This is a genomic window from Prevotella sp. P3-92 (assembly GCF_002251205.1).
Taxonomy (GTDB): Bacteria; Bacteroidota; Bacteroidia; order Bacteroidales; family Bacteroidaceae; genus Prevotella.
This window is the reverse complement of the sequence record NZ_NPJE01000059.1, coordinates 165,282-185,416: the sequence shown is the minus strand read 5'-3', so window position 1 is coordinate 185,416 and position 20,135 is coordinate 165,282. Positions and strand designations below refer to the sequence as shown.

The following is a 20,135-nucleotide window of genomic DNA, read 5'->3' as shown; positions in this document are numbered from 1 at the left end:
TTATGCTTATTTCCCCATATTTGCAATTCTTTTATTGATTATTTTTAATGAAAACAAAAAAATCCCCGATTCACATCGAGGATTTTTCGTCTATTTCGTATGCACATAAGTATTATATTGGATTGATGCGTGAGGATTGAAATTTACAATTGTTACTCGATAGCCTTTTGTTCCCCATCTCCACCAGAGGAAGCGATGTTTGTATTCTCTATAGACTATTGTCATCAGAGAATCTCGAATATTATAATAGAATGTCGTGTCTCTCAGAGAGAACCGAATGTCACTCCACTGGTCATGATACATAAATGATTGTGTCAATGTGTCAACGGTTGCCGTTACAGTGTCCGTTGTTCCAATGCCTGTAGTCTGTATAGACTGTATTTGTGATAATCGAAGATTTAGATCAGATATTATTTTCTCATCAATAGCTTTTTGCCTGCGTAGGTCTTTCAGCTCTGCCATAACTACATCTGTAGTGGCTGTTTTTATGGTATCCCTGATTGTGTTCCTCCTGATAGGTGTTTTGATGGAAGAATACGCTATTTGCTGTTCAAGAGTCCGGATTCTTTTTTGATACTTGCCCTGTCTTGTGACAAGACTGCCCACTAGTAAGCCCCCAAGTATTATGAACATCGTTGTTAGGACTATGATAACTATATACTTTCTCATATTGCTACATATTAAAATCTTTGTATTCAATTAAGGCATCAAAACATGGACATTCTTTGATGCGTTCCCATGGATCTACAATTCCGTTGTGGTTAAGGTCAGGAGAAATGTCACGATGACCAAGGACCTTCGCCTCTGGATATTGTGATTTCAATTTGGCCAGAAGTTCACGTAGAGCAAATTTTTGCTCAGGTGTCCGATTGTCAATACCATTCGGGTGAGTTGCGTCAATACCACCTACATACGCTACATGTATGGAATGCGCATTATATCCTTTGACCCCGTTGGCCACATCTATCTCATCGAGCAAATGTATAATATGACCGTTCGCCTGGACCACATAATGATAACCTGGATATTTCCATCCTTTAGCCTTAAATTCTCTGCGTAGCGATGCCTCCGTTGTTGTCTCTTGGTATGATGCTGTGCAGTGAATGAATATCCTATCAATTCTTCTCATCTTTCGCTCCTTTCTTCATTTCATCGAGTTCCTTGCGTATCTCAGTCTTAAACTGTGTCACTTGATTAACCATATAGGCAGCTACTCCGAATATGGCAAGTCCACCACTGATAGCAATACCTATATAGGCATTGATACCACTCGTAATGTCGTTAATTGTCATAAAACTGGTGAATGCCATGACAATTGCTGATGCGATTAGTGCAATAGCCGATGTGTACTGTATCCAGTCTTTTGTGTTTTGTTTCATAACTTTGTCTTCTTGTTTATACGGCAAAGTTACCTTATTGGTGTTAGGTGTGAAAATACGCCCCCACACATGAGTATGAGGGCGTAAGCAGTTGTTAGGGGCTTATTTTTTCAGCCATGTTTTGGCAAGAGACTTGGCATCTTCGCAGTCTCTATTGTACAGTTGCCATTCCTCCGCATATCCTTCAGGGTCATTGCCATGATGGCGGTGTATAGCCATCTCTTCGCTCTCTGTATATTTCGAGCGAATAATTGCATTAACCACATCCGGGTAGGATGTAGGATCGTCACATGGCATAATGGTACCACCGTCCTTCTCTGGTCCGGTATATTGATATGCTATGACAGATTCCTTTGCGTCTTGCGGTAGATAATCTGGTATTATCTTCTCGTTTAGATAACCGATAATCTTGCCTTCGCTAAACTTGCCAAAAGTTTTTGGCTGTGTGTAAATTGCAGAATAATGTTTCATAACTACGTGAATTTATAATATGATTTACCATCTTTACCCTCCAACTCTTGGATAATCGTGGGACATGGCAGGTCTGCAGGCGAGAAGTCTTTTAGGGCCTGTTCGATTAAGATCCTGCTCCCTGTGAAAGAATAGAAATATGCATCTTCATCAGTAGCCACGCCTTTATTGTCTTTTTTCTTCTCGAATATATATTGTTCATCATCTCCAACCGGGAATGTTCTAACGATAATTTTGTATTTGATAGCCAGAACCTTCTCTGCTACAGTCTTGGTTATATCCTGATTGTTTCCGTCGGAGTCTGGAACTGTTACTGTTATCTTCTTTTTATCAATTTTGCTCTCTTGTATGATGTAGTCAAGAAGATAGATTTTAATTTCCCCCCCCCCCCGAACAATCTCTTTTATTTACAATATGAGAGAACGGTTTTTTGCAATCTGGTGAGAGATCTGCAAATGGTGACTTAATACGCCTCTTGTTGATGATTTTTCCAAGTGATTTTTCCATTTTGATTTGTGTTATAAAGTTAATGCAATTGGTGTGTTTGATATAACCAAACTGACTCGCCAGTTTGATTCTTATAGCCTCTTCGTCGAGACCTTTTTTCTGCAGGCGTTTTACGTTCCTTGCTAATTTTTGTTTGTTTGCTTTGCTACTTAGCACACGATCATGATAGAACACATATCCACATAATCGTATTCCCATCCAAGTCGGACGCACATTATGGTCTTTGTTAAGCTCAAAATGGTAATCTCTTGTTAAGTGCATGATAAATAGTTCTCTGACTATTCTCAGGAAAGCTTTATCCTCATGCAATACAAGGAGATTGTCCACGAATCGATAATAGTGAGGCAGACCTTTTTGGGCAAATTGTACAAATCTCTCTGCCATCGCTGTTGCGCCCATATCCAGAATGTATTTATTCTTCTCACTGGCTGTTCCAATAATTTCGTTTACATACCTATCAGTCCAGTATGCCAGTCGCTCTGGATCTTTCGCAATGTCGAACAGTCGTTCCGCTTTCCGGTCAAAATCCGCCAAACACAACATACCCAGTAGTTGTGCAAGTTTAATACCAAGAGGTATTCCAGAGATATAACTATCTATCACCTTATAGATAAAAGTTCGCAGTTTCCCCTTTTTGAATGAATTATCTATTTTCTGTTTAATGATGGCATGGTCCATCGTCGGAAAATAATGATGAATGTCCATAGTGAGATTGTACATCACTTCGCTTTGTGTCGAATTGAAAAGTGTGTTTCGTATGAAGCGAAACATGGCATGTGTTCCCATACCGGGAATAACGGCAGGAGCACGCCAAGATACATAATCGTAAACCTGTTGCTCATAGGGCAACATTGCAGCAGTCTCTGTGTGATGATCACGGATCGGAGCTTTGGCAAGATGTCTTGTCTTCTTCTCGTGTATTACCTTCTCTTTATAACCTTGCGGTTCGAAGGTTTCATTGATGATGTCGGCGAGAACCACACGGACGTTCTCGTCAAGGTCTGCCTCATACTTCTTGATGGCAGCACGGTTGTGTTTGCCACGCGAGAAGTTTTCAAAGGCATCCCTGACGTTTTTCTCCGTTTCATTCTCCCGACTGTCTTTTATTCTTCGCATAGTCGGGTGAGTGTCGTAAATGTGTGGATCTGTTGGGTCTGTAGATTTACCCCGACGAGTATGGCGCTCGGCATTATCCTACGAGCCTCTCCGTCATCTTGTTTATGTTCTCCCGATAGGGAAGGCTCACTCTCTTGATTTCTTTCTATTGAGGACCACGCCGTAGTTCGCATTGGCATTCGTGGGGGCATTGTTGCCATTGAAGTACAACGAGCCAGCCAAGTCGTCATTGTCAGCATTGCCAAAACAAGCCGGACCGCGGACGTGCGTGAGAGAGTTCTACCTTTTTTGCGCTTGCAAAGGTACAAAAAAATCCACGATTCCCAAAAAGTCAAAGATCTCTTTTTCAAATTTTTCAAACGAGGGGCGCTGTGCGCCCTGTGTCCTTTGTTTTTCCTTGTTCATTATGTTATCAGCGTTGGCTCTGTGCTGAATGCTTCCCTGAATTCACAGAGGACCACGCCGTAGTACGCATCGGCAACCGTGGGGGCATCGTAGCCATTGAAGTACAACGAGCCAGCCAAGACGTCAAAGCCAGCATTGCCAAAACAAGCCGGACCGCGGAGACCTCCTGTTGCATGTGGATTATAATTTCCATCTGCATAGCCTGTATTTGGTGAAGCGCCTATCTCCAGTGGGAAGTTGCAAAGGCTCGCAAGATGTTCTTTCTTTATGTATGTCCATCCTTCGGCACCATAAGCCGGTGTGTTGCCCATTAGCACTTTGCCATCTGTTTTTGTCACATCAAAGATGTGTCCATCGATATTATGTTCAATATATACGCTCTGCGTTTTGTCGGGGTTACAACTCAATAACATATCCTCTTCTATGCAGCATAAATACTTATAAAAGTTTTTAAGCCCGAAAAAAGAAGGTATTCCTGCTATGTCTGTCGCAACAGTATTATTGTTGACGTTTACAGAGAAAGTTCCTGTGTAATCACCTTTTTCCACTCCTGCTGACAGTGGAATATATGGATAATAGCCCCAATTTCCACCCCAAGCTTCTATACAAGTGCAACCTATTCCGAGGTGCGCCTGAATATCGCGGTCGTGATAATAAATTCTCATTATCACAGCTGTTATTGCAAACACAACTCGTTCATTACAGAACCATAGACTTCCATTCTTTCTGGCGTATGTTGCAGCGGTGGGTACATCTATGTAGGTAGCTGGAAGACCTAACATAGAATTATATGCACCATCTTTTGCGGCATCATTATTGCCACCTCGATAACGCGTGTCGCTATTTATGTAGCTCACGAGCCGGTTCTCTGTTCTGTCAATCGTTGCATATCCTGCACATGATCTGGAAAAGACAGGCACTCTTATGTTCATCTGTCCAGGTATTGGTTTCGTATCTATGGCCTCATACTCATAGATATCATCTTTCCATGTGGCATAATAGATAGCCGTACCACTACCCCATTGATAATGTCCCATTGTTCCATCCAGCTTTGCAGTTCCACCACTTGCAAATTGAAGATGGGTCGAAGTACTGAGTTTTCGTCTGCTGTGGTTGTTTTGTACAAGATAACCACCAAGCCCAAATAGCTCAGCTATCTTTTCTGTCTTGGGAATGGAGCCTACAGGCTCTCCTACTGTCGTAAGTGAGTCTTTCCTCCACCTGCATCCGCACCAGTCTGAACTTGAAATCTGTCCGACTTTAATCCATCCGTACTTGTTTCCTGCCTTGTCATATCCCAACACCTGTGTGTTGTCATTGATAGACTGGAGATCTTCGATTTCTTTTGCTTCTTTTGCTGCCATATTATATCTCTACTTTTTGTTTTGATAACCAATAACTATAGAGAGCAGGATAGGTATTTGTGTCTAATTCTTTTCCGAACTCGTCACATCCCACGCTAACCGCTGCTCCAGCTTCCCATATCTTGGTGAAATACACTGGTATTTGATTTGTAATCTTCCCTCTTAACACCTCATATAAGATGATGACATATACGTCCAATGGGTGATCATAACTACCTTCATCTGTCGTCACTCCCGTAGCAGAAGCAACAGGTGCTGCTTCTGCCTGTTGGCCAGAGAACTTCATATATACGCCATTGTTTGGTTTAACATAATATCCATCTTCCATAACGCTACTCCTATAACTTTCTTCCACGAAATACTTGCCATTATACTCTGATGGTGTTGATGTACCCGATACACTGTACTGTCGCGTAGCATTATCTCCCTGCCCCAGAGTCTTATATCCTTCTTGGAAGAGGTAGTAATTAGGAGTATAGGATTCCTTGATGTTAAGGAATTCCTTCACTCTCTTTGCAAATGGCAACTTATATAATTGGTTGGGGAAATATTTATTACTAACCTCAGAAAATTCCTTCATGATGCCACTTGGTCCGAGATCGTACAACGCTTCTCCTGTGGTCTCATTACAAAACCTCAGTACCGCTTGTTTCTGGTCGTTTACCGCCAATTGTATTGCAGGATATACGCCATATCCGTAAATCTCAAACGTTGACCCACTCGCTTCAATATGTGGCACGCCTGCATATCCTGTCTGTATAATCATAGCAACAAGGTTGTTGATGTACGCCTTCTCTGCAAGGAAGATATCTGTTGCCAAGTTGTCGATATGCGTACCTCTCTCCCAGTACTGCTCCCAGTTGCTACCTTTACCTGGTTCGTCAGCCTCCGTTGATGTGTGTGTCTTAATACAATGATAGAAGCCATAATTGCCAGACAGCACAGTATCCTCATACTTTTCCCCATCCTTGCCAGCCATATATTGTACACCAACAGTCCATCTCTCTTGTCGTAGAGAAGGGCCTCTCGCTCCGTCAGATGTTATAACAACCGATTGTGTATCGACGTATGCACCGCCGTATCGCAGACGGACATCACACATCTTCGTGCCCAAAGGTATAGAGAATTGGAATGACGGAGTGTTATTCTTTGATATCGATGCAACTGCGTTACCGTCGTAATATACATCTACTGTGTAGTCCTTTAGTCCGATCTGCGTAGGTGCATTATCGCCCTTCTGCATCCATACCGACACCTCAATAACGTTTGTCCCATTCCATGCCCCTGCATACGTTGCAGATATGGTTTGTGGCGACAACACGAGATATCGTCGCACGGCATCTGATGGTGCCAGCAATAGGTTCTTAATCTTCGTTAGATTACTCATTAGTCGCGCTGATTATTACGGTTATACCTTTCTCTCTATCTATTAAGCTCGATGACACAACGAATGGAACATTTGTTGATTTAGATCCTACCTCTGCGCCTGAAATCATATTTATCGTCCGGAAGCTGAACTTCCATTGGTTCGTAGTATCAACAGCGTTCGTCCGTCTGTCATATACAACAGGATTGAAAGATACAGATACGCCAGCCTTAACGGCATCCCCTGCTTGGCTGCACCCGTCATAGATATAATAGACATCTGCCGTATCTGTAAGTTGCTGCGTTTTGTATGTTGTGGTGCCGTCAAACGTTACAGCGACACGGAAGATGTCTTCTGAGTCAACCCCAGCGTTATACACCTTGATTTTGTTGCTCGCAACAACCTCGATGATCCCCATTTGTGGTGTAACGTTTTTCCACACGCCATTGACAAACTTCTGCCATTGGTAGGTGCCGCCTGTTACAGACGCTCCAGCCCTGAGTGTCGTGGCCGTCATGGTAATCCAGTTATTGTTGTTCGACAGGACATTACTGCCACTTCCGTCTTCAGTCTCTAATGAGATAAGGATTTCTTTCGCATCGCCGACCGATGATTGCACGTGAATAACTTCGCAGCAAGTAAACGGTTTGCCGTTGTACGTGCTTCTGTAATAGATATGCTTATCCGTCAGGTCTGCTGCTGTCGCAAGGTTGCCGATGATTTTAAGCGCTGGATAGGTCACCCCACCAATAATGATTGTCGTTGCCTCGAAGAGGCTATTATAAGTGTTTTTGACATTCCCTGCCTCGTCGAGAATACCTGCGTTGTCTGCATCAGGGTTATTATAATACCACTGTTGGCCTTGTGTCTCTGGAACAACATATTGTCCTCTCTTGCTGGAGTATGGAAATGGATAGAGCGTTGCCGGATGCTTTGTGAAGTCTGTATTCGATACAGCATTACGGTTCGTATCCCAATATTGCGTCAATCCATATCCAGTCTCTATATTCACGCCCATTCGTGCGTCGATATGGTCTCCATCCTCAAAAGCATAGAGGTTGCGGATTCTACTTAGTGTCTGTCCCATATTCAAATGTATTTATGTGCAAATTTTACAGCTTCGGCTGCAGTTAATACTCTCGCTCCCTCACTAATAGCCTGCTCTATTCCGTAGCCGACAAGGTCTCCGCAGTTCACCAGATATCCGTCTGTTTCGTTGCCGTACCGATACTCAGCTATAGCGAGTTTCTTGGCTATCGCCGCAGGTATGATGTAATACATTGGTATCATAAGTTTCTATCTATTATTGGAAATTGTCCTGTTAAAATCTGACCATCTATCAACAGATAGCTGCCATCAACGGTGATGGGAATCTCTGCTGTCAGTTCTCTCGTCTGTTCTGCAAAACTATGCGTCATCGTACTGTCGATGGGGAACATCGATCTGGTGACTTCACCTCTGGTACCATGGGCAACGTGCCACCATTGGCCATCGTTCCGAGAGTACAGAATCTCAATATCGAAATATTGCTCTGCATTGGCGATATGGCCACCATTACGGGTGATAACAGAAGCCTCTGCAACAGCACGTCCAGTCTCTGGAAAGATATAAGCTCCTTCTATGATGTCGATATCATCTTCGTAGTTGCCATAGTATCTTTTCAGCAAGAACGGCACAACCTGCAGTTCTGATGTATTATCCTTCGGCCACGCCATACACCTCAGAGTAACCGACTGGATGTATTTCTGCTCGACGCTAATAATTTTGGTATCTTTTCCTTCTCGGTACCACAAATCCGTATTATCGTCTATCTCGCGCCATTTCTCATTCTCAAACACCTGCCATTTATATACACTGCTGCCGTCAGGGTGGTTTTTGTCTCCGTTCATCAACTGTACGGGAATAGAGAACACCCCTCGGCTCTTCCATGGGATGAGATTCGTGCGCTGTGGCCATTCTGTACGTAGCGATACACGCCATTGTATTTCTGACACACAAGATAGTTCTCCTCGCCAATATCTTTTGAGTACATCGCCACGGCGACTGTCGATGAAATCGGCAGAAAAAGATATTTCGCCCGACGTGTCAGGATCGAGATTACATTTCAGCGTAAGCTCCTTGGTCTCTTCGTTTACGACATAATCCTTGCCAGCAACAGGGGCATTTCCCTTAACCTTGCATTTCACAGTCCAAACGCAGTTGATGAGCTGTGCAGTATAGTCTCCGTTAGGAATTTTGCCAGTTTTGTCGGTGACAGAGAACTCTGGTTTGAGCACAAATGGCGTCAGCGTTCTGTCTGCAATATACAAGCCGTTGATGGCGTCGTACTTTTGCGACAACGTGCCATGAAGTTCTTTCATGGAGAACATCGTATCTAACGGCGTCGGCTGTATAATATGGCCTTCTGTTACTTTTTTCATATTATATAAGCATGTGTAAGGGTTCTGTCTGTTACTGTAACGGTACAGCGGAAACCAATTTTAGTGTCATACCTGACAGGCACAGGGATGTCTGACAGTTCCTGCTGCTCCAGATTATAAGAGACAGCCAGGCTCATGGTCTGATCTTTTTTCGCTTGATTCATGTTCCAAGCTTCGTCACCTGCATCATCCCCAGACTCTCTAGTCCACACCACGCTGTCTGCGGAGAGTTGGATATCGCCATGGGTGATTGTTGCCACAAGTGTCGTATTGAAGCTCTTGGACGCATTAAACCAATCTCCATTGGATGACTCAACGTCCAACTTCAACTCCGCGCTACGGATACAAGCCCATTCTGTACTAAGGAGTGAAGGAGGTTGCCCGACTGTAGCTTCAGCGACGATACACCTCCATAATGATCCACCATACCAAACGTTGTCCTGCACATGGCGTTTCTCGGTCTCATCATAGCCTCGGATGTATTTCCGATCTTCTTCCCACGCTATCCATTCTCTCTGAGTATAGTCTGGCGTACCGTCGTGCTTGACGGTAATCAGGTTCTCCACTACTGCTGTTTCCGCATAGAGGATAGGTTTTCCTGCTGTCAGGCTGCCTTCGTCGATAAGCTGGCGTAATGCAGGAACATCATTAGGCAGACCGATAAATGCGGTTGTGTTGCTTCCCTCGTCGTTGATGATGGGTTTGGTGACGTTCTGTAAGAAACAGAAGCGACCGTCCAGCGAAGAGAGGAAGAATACCTGTTGTCGGCCTTGGTCAACAGCATTACCCCACCGACTGACCACCGACGCCTCCAATGGGAGATAGTTCTTTCCACCAGGCACCTCATCATCAGGGTACAATAGCACATCAACTTCGTTGGCAGCATAGTCAACCGCTACGACTCGATACCACGATGTGAAGCTGATGCCGTTTGTCTGCAGATCATTCGTTCGAGAGCGCAGCACGTCATGGACCTTGAAGGACACGACATCTGCATCATACTCTTTGCGGAAGGTCAGTTTGTAGCGACCTTCGCCACAATAATCAACTTTGTCTATGATTCCTCGGTCAGAATATATCTGGTCTCCTGATGTTACCGACTGCTCGTTTATGACCAATTCATCGAAAATCGCAGAACCGTTGACGTGGATGCTGCTGCAGGTGATGCTGCCATCGGGATTGAGCCGAATATCCCCAGACTCACCAACGACAAGCCCTTTCTGAAGTGTCAACAAGAACTTCGAGACGTCATCTTGGTCTTTACGAAGGAACGGGTTGTCAGAGTCTGTCATATATCCCAACAGCATCAGCAGGGCATTACCAACTCGTGTTGCGGTATTGGCATGCGTCTTCCGTTCATCCCTTATCTGTTCGAGAAGCTGTCTGATTGCTGCGATATTTTGTGCCATCTCTTTTTTTATGCAAATATAACCAATTGCTTCATCACCCGAAAATACTAGATGCGTCCGATTGTGGCGCTTACATCCGTACCTGAAGAGCCAACAACCTTACCGTTGCCAAACATAGCGTGGACTACATTAGACATTGTGCCAAGATAGGCATTCCCGTACAGCTGTATCTCCACCTCTGTCAGCACATGGATGCTCGACAAATACTTAGATGTAAACCAGTCTCGTTTCTTTCGAGGCTTTCCCATCTTATGAGCTTTACGATAGCTTTTGCCCAGGAAGCGCAGTCCATTCTCATCATCAACACCACTATTACCACGGCGATATCCATTACCGACACCACGGGCAACATAGATGCCATATAGCAGAAATTCATGTACGATACTAATCTGGTCTGACACAGGCAGCACCCGATACGACAAGGAACTGGCGAGACTTCCAGTATTGAGGATTCTCAGTCTGAGAATTTTTTCTCGCCAGATGTCAACCATCATCTTTGCCCATTCACGCTCGTATGCTCTTACATCATCCGTAGAGACCGGGCGTCTGATTTTACGTCCATTGCTCATCGTCGTAAACAAGATCTTGTGGTTCCTGCGTGAAGAGCGTAAAATGCAGTCCTGTCAATCCAGACAAGAAATATCTGCCGAGTTCCTGATTAGGGATGGACTCCGTATCAAAGAACATCATCTTCTCTTCATACTCATATTTATCGTGGATAATCTTGGAGACGAACTGGAAGAACAACTCCCGACAGGTAGAGAGTTCCTGTTCCCGATCCTGCATATCGAGGTAGTTATATGCCGAGAGGATAAATACGGTAAACGCTCGTTTTCGGAAGAATCCTTGTGCGCCATCCCCCGACGACAGATTACCCGTTGTGGTATCTGTAACAGCCACGAATCTGTCCTCATCACGATATTTGTCAAGCAGACCTTCAAGATCATCAGGTCCTGAGATGGTTATCGGTTTGAATCCCTTCGAGATTGCCAATTTATTATGCAACGTCATCGAATAGAAATAAGCGATGGCGTCAAAACTGTTAGTTTCCATATTTCTTTTTTATTTCGTCCGCATCTCTGGCAAGCGCATCGAGTTCGTCAAGCGCCATCCACGTATCTGTTTCTTCCAAGATATACCGCTGTTTCGTCACATCTCCCTTCGTTAGGAGTCGGATTTGCGCCAGCATACCTTCTCTCATGCTTTCTTGTGTGATATCCGCACTCTCTTCCGACTTCTTCAAGAAGTGGGGATGGAAGCGAGAAAGCAACAGCTTGACAGCACCATACCAGAGGAACGCGCCAAAGAGTTCCTCTTCCTTAAACTCCGGTGACTCGCCCTGGCATTGATAGAGTATCTCAGCAATCTTCTGCAGAGCGTCCATCGCTCTTGTCTGCAGGAATCCCTGATAGTAATTCTCAAGCTGCAGATAGAGTCCGAACGGCAGTTCTGTGAGTTCGAAATCGTATGCTTTATGCCCTGCAGCTTCTTCGATTCTCACATTCATTTCCTCACTATGGCAGAGGAAATCAAGTGGGGCAACAAGTTCCGGTAGCAGTTCTGGGTTAAGGTTGAATGTCTGTTTACCCTTACGGCAGAGCCACCCGGCATCTGTACGATGATAGACCTCGATACCTGCAAAATGCAGAAAGGCAGCAACGCGCACCCGATTCTGCCAGTCTGGTGTCTCGCCGTAGATCCAAAGCAAGCGGATGACATAACGCAGATCATTTTGCGACAGTTCTATCCACTTGGTCGGAACAGTCACCACTACACGGTCACACAAAAAAGAACGTTGGGTCATCTTGCTTATTTTCATATCTTTTACGGTGTCTTTTCTCATATAGTTTGGATGTCTTATACTCTGGGTAGTCATCAACATGGCTCTCCAGGACATCCATGATGTTATCGAGATGCGTTCGGGCCCAGTTCGGGATTTGGCTACCCGGTTGTCTGCCTTCGCTTTGTGAGATAAAAGCGCCATAGAACACCAGCGCTTTGTTGACAATAACCTTATCCGCTTCCGTACATGTGTTGCTACGATAGCGCTCCATCAGCGCCTTGAGGTACTCACTCGATATCGTATTGCGCAAATGACACTGGGCTTCCATAGCAACAGATTGTGCCTTTTGCCAGTTCAGCCACGTAAGCTGCATCGAGGTTAGGAGCTGCAGATGCTGTGGACGGAAAAAGAATGTCTTGATGCGTATCTCTGCTTGTGGTGTAAGCGCCCAACCATCAACATTACGCATCCATTCCACGATGGCATCTATTGCAATCAGCTCTTCTATATTGATTTCCTCTATGAGAGCATCGACACGTGCCTTACTGGCTGGAGCCATACTCTCTGTCGAGACGATACCGAATCCAGTAGCCGTAAGCACAAGGTCGAGCGACCTGCAGCTTCTGACGAAAGCGTCGAGACAGACCACACGGATAATATGTTGTTTGACTGTCTTATCAGCTTCTGCGTTATCTATGTAGCGTGGTGAAACAATATTCTCCACAACCTTACGATAGGAGATGACAAACATCTCACTCAACCTATCATAGACGCTGGTGTTTCGTTCAGGCATCTTTGCCGCAGGAACATGTTGTTCAAACACCTTTTTTGTTATCTCACTTTGTATGTCCATCTTTCAGTCCTCCGTTATTTGTTGAAACTTGTTTGGCATCTGTATTCTGGTCAAGTGTTGTGAGCAGAATCATCGGCATATCAGGATATACCTTATCATCCCATCCGTTGTAGTAAATCACGAGATTGTGTGCCACCATCATCATATCGTGAGGCATGGTTTCCAGCGCTTGCTTCATGGTGAAGAGTTCTCGCTTGTCTGAACCTGAATTGTTCATCTGGCTCTTTCCAGGCGTTGCTCCTGCGAGATTAGGGTGCACATTATCCGAGTAAGCCAGAACGTTGCTGACCTCTGCCACATCATCATTATACTCGTTGCCTGCCTTGGTGGTATCGATGACGTTGACCTTGATATCATGCAGCTCATGGCCATCCAGATTGGTGGAGAATCCCGACCACATCATCTTATCGCTATTTTTTGAACCTGCAAGGTTGTCGCGCAATTTGGCAAGGAATTCGTCCCTCATCATTTCAAATTCGGCTGATTCGTTCATAGAGATTCCCTTCTCGCGTGCCAGGTTCTCCCAGAACCGGTCGTTTATCTCCACATGATAGCGGATGCTCTGACCATTCTTCAGTTTAGCCTTTTTAGCAGCTGTCAGATAGCCATAGATATCATACCACCCGTCACGGAGTGTTGCACTCCAATAAGGTATGGGGTAGTAGGAAGCGCCTGGTGTCGGCATGCGACAGACGATGGCGAACTTGGTCTGAGACATCGGAGATTTGCGGAAAACCCCAAGATCATCTCTCTCCTTGCCAGTTCGCGCCAGCAGATCGCCCAGCGGATCATACTCATCGAGCAGAGGAATGACCTCGACTGTCGATGGAGCGTTATTGTTTTTCCAGTCCGCATACAGGATGTTTTTCACCCTGCCATACTCGTCGGCTTGCTCAAAGCGGACATGGCATGCGTCTTTATGCACGATGCGCACAATCTTGCTACGGTCTCTCGACAGAATGACTACTGAGACGCAGAAGAAGTAATACTTCAGGTCTGTTATCTGTTCGGCGAAAAAGCGCTTCATGTTGTTGCGCATCAGGAACCGCTTGACGTTCTTGTCGGCTGTGGGCAGGGGGTGTTTGCTGCCTCGTGTGGCAAGATCCATATATTCGATGCCACGGCTATAGCAGGTCAACACGTTGAAAAACTTGTCTTGCGACAAAACTGAATTACGCTCAACCATATCACTCAGCTTATAGGGAAGCTGGTTGTCGCTACCCCAGGCAACAACATTATAAGAATTATTGCCTACAGATACTGGTATGACAGAATCTTTCTCTGGGCTGGAATATGCCGTTGAGGTAATTGCATCCGATGCCACATCGACAGGGCGTGTGACATTAAAAAAGTGTTCGCTCATATATATACTGGATGTCCGTTAATACTAAATATCAGCACATCACGCACCTTGCGGATTTGCCTACTTACTGGATTCAGGAAATCGTGTGTGCCTGCTCTCCAATGCGAGCTTTGCACAAGCCATCCGTCATACTGGTGAATCTCGCCCTTGGATGTCAGGGCGGTTATCCAGACACGCTCCCGTTTGCGCTGGCACTCGTCAAGAAACAACTGTACGTCCTTGAGATGAATGGCACTCTTTACCTGCTGTTTCATTCAAACGTACTGTCAAAAGTGTTATCAAATACTCGTCCGGCATGAGCCACCTGCATCACATTATGGATGCGCTGCGCATAGGAATAGACAAACTCAAAGGATGGCATATTGTCGTTGGCATTAGAGATTTCGCTCTTGCTGTCACTAATCACCACGTTCTTACCTCGATGGCCGTCCACCCACAGACAGACCTCTTCTGCCCGGAAGAGTTCGTCTGCCCAGTCTGCTTCTGCCTCATTCAGATAGCCGGTGTTTGCCGTAAACTCTCTATTCTCTACTATGGAGTAGTTGCGAAGCTTGGCTAAGAACCGGGCTGACTCTCTGCTATATTTCGATTCCTTCTTATGGAGTCCGTTGCAGTAGATAAACTCTTCGCAGCCAAACGAGTTGGTAAAGAGCAGTACTGGCGATGGAGACATGCGGTCAAGTTGCCGATCGAGCAGGTAGGTCTGGCTTCGCTGGCCCGCCGATACCGTATAGGTCAGCAGTTCGCAGCCTTCCATGTCAAACATCGACGCCACAACATCTGGACTCACGTCAAACTGCGACACATGGCCACTGGTGGTCGAAGCTGCCACGGTTCTGCTCTTGCTGACCGTCTTTCCCGTTGCCGGCATCAGGAGTGTGACCTCAACCGTGGCTTCGGCTGCGCCATAGGCATAGAGGCGCTCTTCACGTATCATCGTGGTACGCTTTTCTCCATTGAGCGTAGTGAGGAAGTGGCTGTTCAGGAAGTCGGTTGCCGACGTTCCGACGTCAGCCATCGAGAAGAGGATTGTGACTGGCGAGATGCTCACCTTGCCAGATTCGTCTGCAAACGAACATTCCAGCTGCACCTCAAGATACTTCTTTGCATAGAGTTCAACCATCGAGGTAAGGTCACAAAGTACAACCTTGCCATCGATAGCCGGATACATCGTCTCTTCGAGCAGATTGATACGCTCGCCCTCACAGATGATGTCGAGTATCAATTTGCCGTTTGTTGAGTTAGAACCGAACACGATATCTGCAATATCAGAAGAGAAGCAGAGCTGTGACGGTTGTGATAATAGTGTTGCCATGCTGTATAGGATTTGACATCGGCAAAGATACATATAATAATAGTACCCCGAAAATACAAAAAAATACGGCGACCATCACTGGCCACCGTACCGGTGTTAAAAAAAGACATAGAATATTATAACTACAACTTTTCGGGTAATTCGGGAGCTTGCCCACGGATCATGTTACGGTACCATACAAGACGGTCATCCTGTTTGGCAATACTCCAGCCCTGCTCCATCAAGCACTCGGTCACTTCTGTTGGCAAGGCATAGTACGTATCCGAGAGCAGGTCACAGATGTCCATCGAGGTGTAACGGCCACTGTCTGTATTCGGGTTCAGCAGAACAGCAAGCAGATTCTTCAAAATATCGCTCTTATCCATTTTCGAGTTCATTTAACTGTTTCAAGTTACGGGTTATCGTTCTCATATCCCTCTGTATGTCCGTCAGGACTTGCGCACAAGAGCAACGTTCTGAATCCGACAAATTGTCATCATGCAACACGCTGTCTATGGCCACAAACATCACATCCATACAAGTCTCCATGTCGCTGACAAAGATTGGTGCTTGCACACCATCCATCAGCATATCCCATTTATTATCAGTATTACTCATGGCTGGCCTCCTTTCCGTCTGTCAGTTTCTCACTCTTGTTGCCACAAGCAGGGTCAACTACCAGCGACAGTTCGCCACCCAACTCACGATATTGCTGAAAATAGGCTGAGCGCTCATTCTGCAGATCCTGCATGACAAGACGAAAACTCGACTTGATGCTGCTCAGCTCCATGTTATAGGCATCGCCACACTTGCGACGGTTGGAAACCAGACTGCGTTTCTGGTCTTCAAGAGCCCTCGCATTACGGCGGTAAGCCTCTTTCAGGGCTGACTGCTGGTCTTCCAGTTCGCGCTCCTTCACCATCAGCTGCTCGATAGCGTCCATATACTTCTGACGGGCAAAGGCCTTCTTCTCTTCATACTGCTGAATCTGAGCATTCATACCCTTGGCATTCTCCACCAGCTTCCGCTGCAGCGCCTCCAATATACTATAATCTGTTTTCATCGCTTACCTCCTTTTTCCGTTTCGTTATTATTCTCAGCTGCTTTCAGCGCAACAGCCAATGCAGCCTTCAGTTTCGGATTCTCCTGTAGGATCTTTGGCAGATTCTTTTTGATAAAATCAGTATTACCCTCGTTCCAAAGAATATCAGATTTATAATCATCAGAACTTTCATTCGACAGAAACATGAAGCATACCCTTTTCTTAGGTTCCTGACCAACCCAGTTGCTGATTTCTTTTGCTAAAGATAAGATTTTTCCTCCAATCGCATCCTCAATCATCGCTTACCTCCTTTCTTTCCTTTAGCCTCTTCCTCTGCATTGAGGCGGTAAGCAATCCAAGCTGCGCACGAAAGGCTCGCCATGGTCACCAGCGGAGCCTGGGCAGAGCAGATAAACACCACGACGAAGAGCAGCGGCAGCACCACGCCCACACGGAGCGACTTGCGCCAGCTGATATCCTCACCCAGCATGCGGCTGTAGAACTCACTCCTGGAGTCCAGCCAATGGTTGACTACTTGAGCGCCACGTTTCACGCGCTCCACGATGTTCACGGTGGCAGGTTTCTGCTCCAATGGCAGCACCTCGCCGAAATTGATTGTTGACTGTTGCATAAGTGCATCATCTTGTTTTCCATACCAGAAACCGTCTGGCGCGGAGATACAGAGAGACGGCTGCACATCCCGTTGGAAAACAGATGATGCAGCTCCGGAAAGAGCAGAAAATCTTACGAGAAGGCAGCCGTCTGTTCGTATGCCCATCAGTACCCTCCGAGAGTACCGAGTGGAATGATGGAGGTCCGCCTTTCGTCCCAACCAAGTCCCAAGCTGCAAGGCTTGAAGCGGTGGAGCGATGTGCCGGAAGCACTCCTTTGCATGCTAAGAGGCATAAACATAAAAAATGCCCGTGCAGTAGCTGCCGAGCGTCTGACGTGCGCCCTTCCGGATAGTTTACTATCATCTGTTTTCCGTTGGCAAAGATACGACAAAATCCCGAAACCGCCAAACGATTTCGGGATTTTCTACAAAGAATCTTTAAAAAAGCAACTACTCCTCGTTTCCAAGCTCCAAACCTTCATCAATCTGGCTGTCATCTGTCACTTGCTTTTCAAGCAGGAAATGAAGCACATTCTGATTGCCCATACTTTCTGTGATTACATACGTGGTATGTACCTTCCATCCACGCTTTGACATATAGTCCAACACCTCCATCATAGTATTGAACTTGCGTTTCTTGTCACCGTCATAGATATATTCGTAGCCTTCCTTGTTGGGCAGCGTTCTACCCATATCAAGACGAACCTTCACTTTGCCAAATCCCCATGTGTTGTAACCAGCAAGGTCACAATAAACAGGATAAGGCTCACCAGGTTTTGAAACACTCTGCGCATTAGCGCTCAGGCTCATCAGAGCCATCACTAATAAAAATAGAATTTTTTTCATAATAAATGTAAGTTTAAGTTCTCCATAATATCTCCTGATGGACCATAGACATCTGAAAGGAATTCGTCACTTTTCCTGTACCCAAGCTTTTCTCCATCGGGGGTGTGACAGATACCCGGAAAAGTGCAACCCAGTTTTTTGCCTTCCACAAAATGGTAACGACAGTTATAGCACGAATTTTCCATATCTTTTTCTCTATTCATGCTGCAAATTTACATAAAAATCCCGAATGATGAGTCAGTCGAGATAAAGAAATAACTTTTCTATAGAGGAAAGGTACAAAAAAAAGCCGGAACATTTTCATCTTCCGCTCTGAATTCCTTCAAATTCCCCCTGAATTCCTTCAAATTCCCTCAAAATTCCTTCAAATTCCCTCAAAATTCCTCCGCTATTCCTTCGACTTTTCCTCCTCCATATTATTAGCTTTATCGTTGGCAAGGAAATGCCCACGAAGCACAATCAGACCAAGACCTATAATATTAACCGTAGTGGTTGACAAAATGGTGATCATGATAGAATCAGGAATGATAAGCTTCAGCCGATTCTCAGTAAAGAAGTCGATATCCGTATAAGTCAAAAACACTATAGTAAGGATAACCAACAGATAGACCACAATAACCCTCAACGACCATTTTTCAAGCCTCCTGCGTGCTCTGGTATTCTCCACCACACGATGCAGCAACGTCAGTTCCTTACACTTACCGATATTCTCATCAGTTTGCTCTGAGTCTAACAATGTCTGAACTTTCTCAAGGATATTCAAGTCTTTCTTCGGCTCTTTGAAGGGCTTGCTGAAGAAAAGTCTCACCCAATGAGGCAGATAATATCCGAGATGGCCCACCAAATGGTACCAACGGAGCTTATCCTTAGAATCAAAAACATCTTTATTGCTCATCGAATATCCGGTTTTCTTTATGGGAGAAATAGTCTCGTATCAACGTAGAATCAATCTCAGTATTCCAAGGATTCTGACTTCTTACACTTCCATCTTCATTAAGAACATAGACCGTTTGGTACCAAGGCGAACCCGGCTGATGCGACCATTCGGTCAAAGAAACTGCACTCTTGTCATACATGTGAGCCACAACATCAGTAACCAGCTTCAAAGCGTTCTTCTTTTCACGGAAAGCCTTGATTTTTTCTTCTGAGAAGTCTTCCTGCTTGATGATCTGACAAGTCACAACCTTTTTGTTAGGAACAGGAAACACAGGACCATAAGTCCAAGCCTTTGGAGTATCATCATCAAAAAGCAAAGCACCTTTGTTGTCTGCCATATATGCACCATAAATATAGAACAAGATCTTATTAACTTGTGTCTTGTTCAATAGAGCCATGTGCAATTTCAACGCAGTAAACTGCACAAGGTTCGCATAGTCAACGCTGGTTAGCTTCACCATTTCAATTTCCCATCATAGTTGTTATGTCGGATGCAAAGTTACGGCTTTTATTTCAATTTTACCACAAAACTTACGTTAAAAATAGAATAAACCCCTACGACTAAAAGAAAAAACACATAATAGTTTTGTTATAACCATACGACATACACATTTTTTTGTAATAACCAAAGAAAAAAGTAGATTTCTTTGGCGCCGCAAAATCTACTTTTTAATCGATTTTCAATCTTCTCAATCTACTTTTCAACCGATTTCAATCTACTCAATCTACTTTTCAACCGATTTCAATCTACTTTTCAACACACCCTGTAGAGTTTACTCACCAAATAAGATATTCTCTCAAGATTTGCGCCAAAAATGTTGTGAACACCCATTTTTCGCAACTCTCTGAGAGTCAATAATTAAATCTTTGGTTCTTTGGATTTGCAAAGAACTCTGCCGAAAGGTAGCCCAGCACCGCCCTACGACCGAATTGTAATTACAAGCCTTTGAAAACGAGCGGTATATGTA

27 protein-coding genes are annotated in these 20,135 nt (G+C 44.9%); all 27 read right to left on the bottom strand.

Annotated features, from left to right (window positions below; all coding sequences use genetic code 11):
• Positions 1–90: 90 nt before the first annotated feature.
• The 27 genes from CIK93_RS10015 to CIK93_RS09885 all read right to left on the bottom strand — a co-directional run bounded on the left by CIK93_RS10015 (position 91) and on the right by CIK93_RS09885 (position 19,628).
• Positions 91–669 (bottom strand): DUF6549 family protein, encoded by a 579-nt coding sequence (locus CIK93_RS10015; protein ID WP_094447274.1) that lies wholly within the window; start codon positions 667–669, stop codon positions 91–93.
• 4 nt (positions 670–673) lie between these two features.
• Positions 674–1,129 (bottom strand): N-acetylmuramoyl-L-alanine amidase, encoded by a 456-nt coding sequence (locus CIK93_RS10010; protein WP_094447273.1) that lies wholly within the window; start codon positions 1,127–1,129, stop codon positions 674–676.
• Entirely contained in the window at positions 1,116–1,379 is a 264-nt protein-coding gene (locus CIK93_RS10005) for a hypothetical protein (RefSeq protein WP_094447272.1), read from the bottom strand. The genes CIK93_RS10010 and CIK93_RS10005 overlap by 14 nt, the downstream gene beginning before the upstream one ends.
• A gap of 102 nt (positions 1,380–1,481) precedes the next feature.
• Positions 1,482–1,850 (bottom strand): hypothetical protein, encoded by a 369-nt coding sequence (locus CIK93_RS10000; protein ID WP_094447271.1) that lies wholly within the window; start codon positions 1,848–1,850, stop codon positions 1,482–1,484.
• A gap of 372 nt (positions 1,851–2,222) precedes the next feature.
• Positions 2,223–3,473, bottom strand: a complete 1,251-nt coding sequence (locus CIK93_RS09995; RefSeq protein WP_094447270.1) for a hypothetical protein — start codon at positions 3,471–3,473, stop codon at positions 2,223–2,225.
• 279 nt (positions 3,474–3,752) lie between these two features.
• Complete coding sequence (locus CIK93_RS14035) at positions 3,753–3,878, bottom strand: hypothetical protein (RefSeq protein WP_256387582.1); 126 nt, start codon at positions 3,876–3,878, stop codon at positions 3,753–3,755.
• Positions 3,878–5,242: a hypothetical protein gene (locus CIK93_RS09990; RefSeq protein WP_094447269.1), complete on the bottom strand. Its 1,365-nt coding sequence runs from the start codon at positions 5,240–5,242 to the stop codon at positions 3,878–3,880. Before CIK93_RS09990 ends, CIK93_RS14035 begins: the two co-directional genes overlap by 1 nt.
• A 1-nt stretch (position 5,243) precedes the next feature.
• On the bottom strand, positions 5,244–6,629 hold the full coding sequence (locus tag CIK93_RS09985) for a hypothetical protein (RefSeq protein ID WP_094447268.1): 1,386 nt from the start codon (positions 6,627–6,629) through the stop codon (positions 5,244–5,246).
• Positions 6,622–7,695, bottom strand: a complete 1,074-nt coding sequence (locus CIK93_RS09980) for a hypothetical protein (protein WP_094447267.1) — start codon at positions 7,693–7,695, stop codon at positions 6,622–6,624. Before CIK93_RS09980 ends, CIK93_RS09985 begins: the two co-directional genes overlap by 8 nt.
• A gap of 2 nt (positions 7,696–7,697) precedes the next feature.
• Positions 7,698–7,898 carry a hypothetical protein gene (locus CIK93_RS09975; protein ID WP_094447266.1) on the bottom strand — a complete coding sequence of 67 codons (201 nt, stop codon included), beginning with the start codon at positions 7,896–7,898 and terminating at the stop codon, positions 7,698–7,700.
• On the bottom strand, positions 7,895–9,028 hold the full coding sequence (locus tag CIK93_RS09970; protein ID WP_144007620.1) for a hypothetical protein: 1,134 nt from the start codon (positions 9,026–9,028) through the stop codon (positions 7,895–7,897). Before CIK93_RS09970 ends, CIK93_RS09975 begins: the two co-directional genes overlap by 4 nt.
• Positions 9,025–10,437 (bottom strand): hypothetical protein, encoded by a 1,413-nt coding sequence (locus CIK93_RS09965; RefSeq protein ID WP_094447264.1) that lies wholly within the window; start codon positions 10,435–10,437, stop codon positions 9,025–9,027. Before CIK93_RS09965 ends, CIK93_RS09970 begins: the two co-directional genes overlap by 4 nt.
• Positions 10,438–10,484: 47 nt before the next feature.
• On the bottom strand, positions 10,485–11,006 hold the full coding sequence (locus tag CIK93_RS09960; RefSeq protein ID WP_094447263.1) for a hypothetical protein: 522 nt from the start codon (positions 11,004–11,006) through the stop codon (positions 10,485–10,487).
• Positions 10,990–11,490, bottom strand: coding sequence for a hypothetical protein (locus tag CIK93_RS09955; protein ID WP_094447262.1), 501 nt, complete (start codon positions 11,488–11,490; stop codon positions 10,990–10,992). The genes CIK93_RS09960 and CIK93_RS09955 overlap by 17 nt, the downstream gene beginning before the upstream one ends.
• Complete coding sequence (locus CIK93_RS09950) at positions 11,480–12,256, bottom strand: hypothetical protein (protein WP_094449316.1); 777 nt, start codon at positions 12,254–12,256, stop codon at positions 11,480–11,482. Before CIK93_RS09950 ends, CIK93_RS09955 begins: the two co-directional genes overlap by 11 nt.
• Positions 12,216–13,073, bottom strand: a complete 858-nt coding sequence (locus CIK93_RS09945; protein WP_094447260.1) for a DUF6712 family protein — start codon at positions 13,071–13,073, stop codon at positions 12,216–12,218. Before CIK93_RS09945 ends, CIK93_RS09950 begins: the two co-directional genes overlap by 41 nt.
• On the bottom strand, positions 13,057–14,436 hold the full coding sequence (locus tag CIK93_RS09940) for a hypothetical protein (protein ID WP_094447259.1): 1,380 nt from the start codon (positions 14,434–14,436) through the stop codon (positions 13,057–13,059). Before CIK93_RS09940 ends, CIK93_RS09945 begins: the two co-directional genes overlap by 17 nt.
• Positions 14,433–14,690, bottom strand: a complete 258-nt coding sequence (locus tag CIK93_RS09935; RefSeq protein WP_094447258.1) for a hypothetical protein — start codon at positions 14,688–14,690, stop codon at positions 14,433–14,435. The genes CIK93_RS09940 and CIK93_RS09935 overlap by 4 nt, the downstream gene beginning before the upstream one ends.
• On the bottom strand, positions 14,687–15,751 hold the full coding sequence (locus tag CIK93_RS09930) for a hypothetical protein (protein WP_094447257.1): 1,065 nt from the start codon (positions 15,749–15,751) through the stop codon (positions 14,687–14,689). Before CIK93_RS09930 ends, CIK93_RS09935 begins: the two co-directional genes overlap by 4 nt.
• Positions 15,752–15,873: 122 nt before the next feature.
• Positions 15,874–16,116: a hypothetical protein gene (locus CIK93_RS09925; RefSeq protein WP_094447256.1), complete on the bottom strand. Its 243-nt coding sequence runs from the start codon at positions 16,114–16,116 to the stop codon at positions 15,874–15,876.
• A complete protein-coding gene (locus CIK93_RS09920) occupies positions 16,109–16,348 on the bottom strand; it encodes a hypothetical protein (protein ID WP_094447255.1) in 240 nt (79 codons plus the stop codon). Before CIK93_RS09920 ends, CIK93_RS09925 begins: the two co-directional genes overlap by 8 nt.
• Positions 16,341–16,793: a hypothetical protein gene (locus CIK93_RS09915; protein WP_094447254.1), complete on the bottom strand. Its 453-nt coding sequence runs from the start codon at positions 16,791–16,793 to the stop codon at positions 16,341–16,343. The genes CIK93_RS09920 and CIK93_RS09915 overlap by 8 nt, the downstream gene beginning before the upstream one ends.
• Positions 16,790–17,071 (bottom strand): hypothetical protein, encoded by a 282-nt coding sequence (locus tag CIK93_RS09910; RefSeq protein WP_094447253.1) that lies wholly within the window; start codon positions 17,069–17,071, stop codon positions 16,790–16,792. The genes CIK93_RS09915 and CIK93_RS09910 overlap by 4 nt, the downstream gene beginning before the upstream one ends.
• The gene (locus tag CIK93_RS09905; RefSeq protein ID WP_094447252.1) at positions 17,068–17,403 is read right to left on the bottom strand and encodes a hypothetical protein; all 336 of its coding nucleotides are present in this window, start codon (positions 17,401–17,403) and stop codon (positions 17,068–17,070) included. The genes CIK93_RS09910 and CIK93_RS09905 overlap by 4 nt, the downstream gene beginning before the upstream one ends.
• A 432-nt stretch (positions 17,404–17,835) precedes the next feature.
• Positions 17,836–18,231 (bottom strand): hypothetical protein, encoded by a 396-nt coding sequence (locus CIK93_RS09900; protein WP_144007621.1) that lies wholly within the window; start codon positions 18,229–18,231, stop codon positions 17,836–17,838.
• Between the two features lie 388 nt (positions 18,232–18,619).
• Positions 18,620–19,126: a hypothetical protein gene (locus tag CIK93_RS09890; RefSeq protein ID WP_094447249.1), complete on the bottom strand. Its 507-nt coding sequence runs from the start codon at positions 19,124–19,126 to the stop codon at positions 18,620–18,622.
• Positions 19,116–19,628, bottom strand: a complete 513-nt coding sequence (locus CIK93_RS09885; protein WP_094447248.1) for a Panacea domain-containing protein — start codon at positions 19,626–19,628, stop codon at positions 19,116–19,118. Before CIK93_RS09885 ends, CIK93_RS09890 begins: the two co-directional genes overlap by 11 nt.
• Between the last annotated feature and the right edge of the window lie 507 nt (positions 19,629–20,135).

Coding starts and splice junctions, on each gene's coding strand:
- CIK93_RS09975 (WP_094447266.1), bottom strand. CDS start 7,898: ATGATACCAATGTATTACATCATACCTGCGGCGATAGCCAAGAAACTC.
- CIK93_RS09945 (WP_094447260.1), bottom strand. CDS start 13,073: ATGGACATACAAAGTGAGATAACAAAAAAGGTGTTTGAACAACATGTT.
- CIK93_RS09990 (WP_094447269.1), bottom strand. CDS start 5,242: ATGGCAGCAAAAGAAGCAAAAGAAATCGAAGATCTCCAGTCTATCAAT.
- CIK93_RS09970 (WP_144007620.1), bottom strand. CDS start 9,028: ATGAAAAAAGTAACAGAAGGCCATATTATACAGCCGACGCCGTTAGAT.
- CIK93_RS10005 (WP_094447272.1), bottom strand. CDS start 1,379: ATGAAACAAAACACAAAAGACTGGATACAGTACACATCGGCTATTGCA.
- CIK93_RS09900 (WP_144007621.1), bottom strand. CDS start 18,231: ATGAAAAAAATTCTATTTTTATTAGTGATGGCTCTGATGAGCCTGAGC.
- CIK93_RS09925 (WP_094447256.1), bottom strand. CDS start 16,116: ATGGATAAGAGCGATATTTTGAAGAATCTGCTTGCTGTTCTGCTGAAC.
- CIK93_RS09985 (WP_094447268.1), bottom strand. CDS start 6,629: ATGAGTAATCTAACGAAGATTAAGAACCTATTGCTGGCACCATCAGAT.
- CIK93_RS09980 (WP_094447267.1), bottom strand. CDS start 7,695: ATGGGACAGACACTAAGTAGAATCCGCAACCTCTATGCTTTTGAGGAT.
- CIK93_RS14035 (WP_256387582.1), bottom strand. CDS start 3,878: ATGAACAAGGAAAAACAAAGGACACAGGGCGCACAGCGCCCCTCGTTT.
- CIK93_RS09950 (WP_094449316.1), bottom strand. CDS start 12,256: ATGAAAATAAGCAAGATGACCCAACGTTCTTTTTTGTGTGACCGTGTA.
- CIK93_RS10015 (WP_094447274.1), bottom strand. CDS start 669: ATGAGAAAGTATATAGTTATCATAGTCCTAACAACGATGTTCATAATA.
- CIK93_RS09995 (WP_094447270.1), bottom strand. CDS start 3,473: ATGCGAAGAATAAAAGACAGTCGGGAGAATGAAACGGAGAAAAACGTC.
- CIK93_RS09940 (WP_094447259.1), bottom strand. CDS start 14,436: ATGAGCGAACACTTTTTTAATGTCACACGCCCTGTCGATGTGGCATCG.
- CIK93_RS09965 (WP_094447264.1), bottom strand. CDS start 10,437: ATGGCACAAAATATCGCAGCAATCAGACAGCTTCTCGAACAGATAAGG.
- CIK93_RS09915 (WP_094447254.1), bottom strand. CDS start 16,793: ATGAAAACAGATTATAGTATATTGGAGGCGCTGCAGCGGAAGCTGGTG.
- CIK93_RS09930 (WP_094447257.1), bottom strand. CDS start 15,751: ATGGCAACACTATTATCACAACCGTCACAGCTCTGCTTCTCTTCTGAT.
- CIK93_RS09955 (WP_094447262.1), bottom strand. CDS start 11,490: ATGGAAACTAACAGTTTTGACGCCATCGCTTATTTCTATTCGATGACG.
- CIK93_RS09905 (WP_094447252.1), bottom strand. CDS start 17,403: ATGCAACAGTCAACAATCAATTTCGGCGAGGTGCTGCCATTGGAGCAG.
- CIK93_RS09935 (WP_094447258.1), bottom strand. CDS start 14,690: ATGAAACAGCAGGTAAAGAGTGCCATTCATCTCAAGGACGTACAGTTG.
- CIK93_RS09960 (WP_094447263.1), bottom strand. CDS start 11,006: ATGAGCAATGGACGTAAAATCAGACGCCCGGTCTCTACGGATGATGTA.
- CIK93_RS09920 (WP_094447255.1), bottom strand. CDS start 16,348: ATGAGTAATACTGATAATAAATGGGATATGCTGATGGATGGTGTGCAA.
- CIK93_RS09890 (WP_094447249.1), bottom strand. CDS start 19,126: ATGAGCAATAAAGATGTTTTTGATTCTAAGGATAAGCTCCGTTGGTAC.
- CIK93_RS09910 (WP_094447253.1), bottom strand. CDS start 17,071: ATGATTGAGGATGCGATTGGAGGAAAAATCTTATCTTTAGCAAAAGAA.
- CIK93_RS09885 (WP_094447248.1), bottom strand. CDS start 19,628: ATGGTGAAGCTAACCAGCGTTGACTATGCGAACCTTGTGCAGTTTACT.
- CIK93_RS10000 (WP_094447271.1), bottom strand. CDS start 1,850: ATGAAACATTATTCTGCAATTTACACACAGCCAAAAACTTTTGGCAAG.
- CIK93_RS10010 (WP_094447273.1), bottom strand. CDS start 1,129: ATGAGAAGAATTGATAGGATATTCATTCACTGCACAGCATCATACCAA.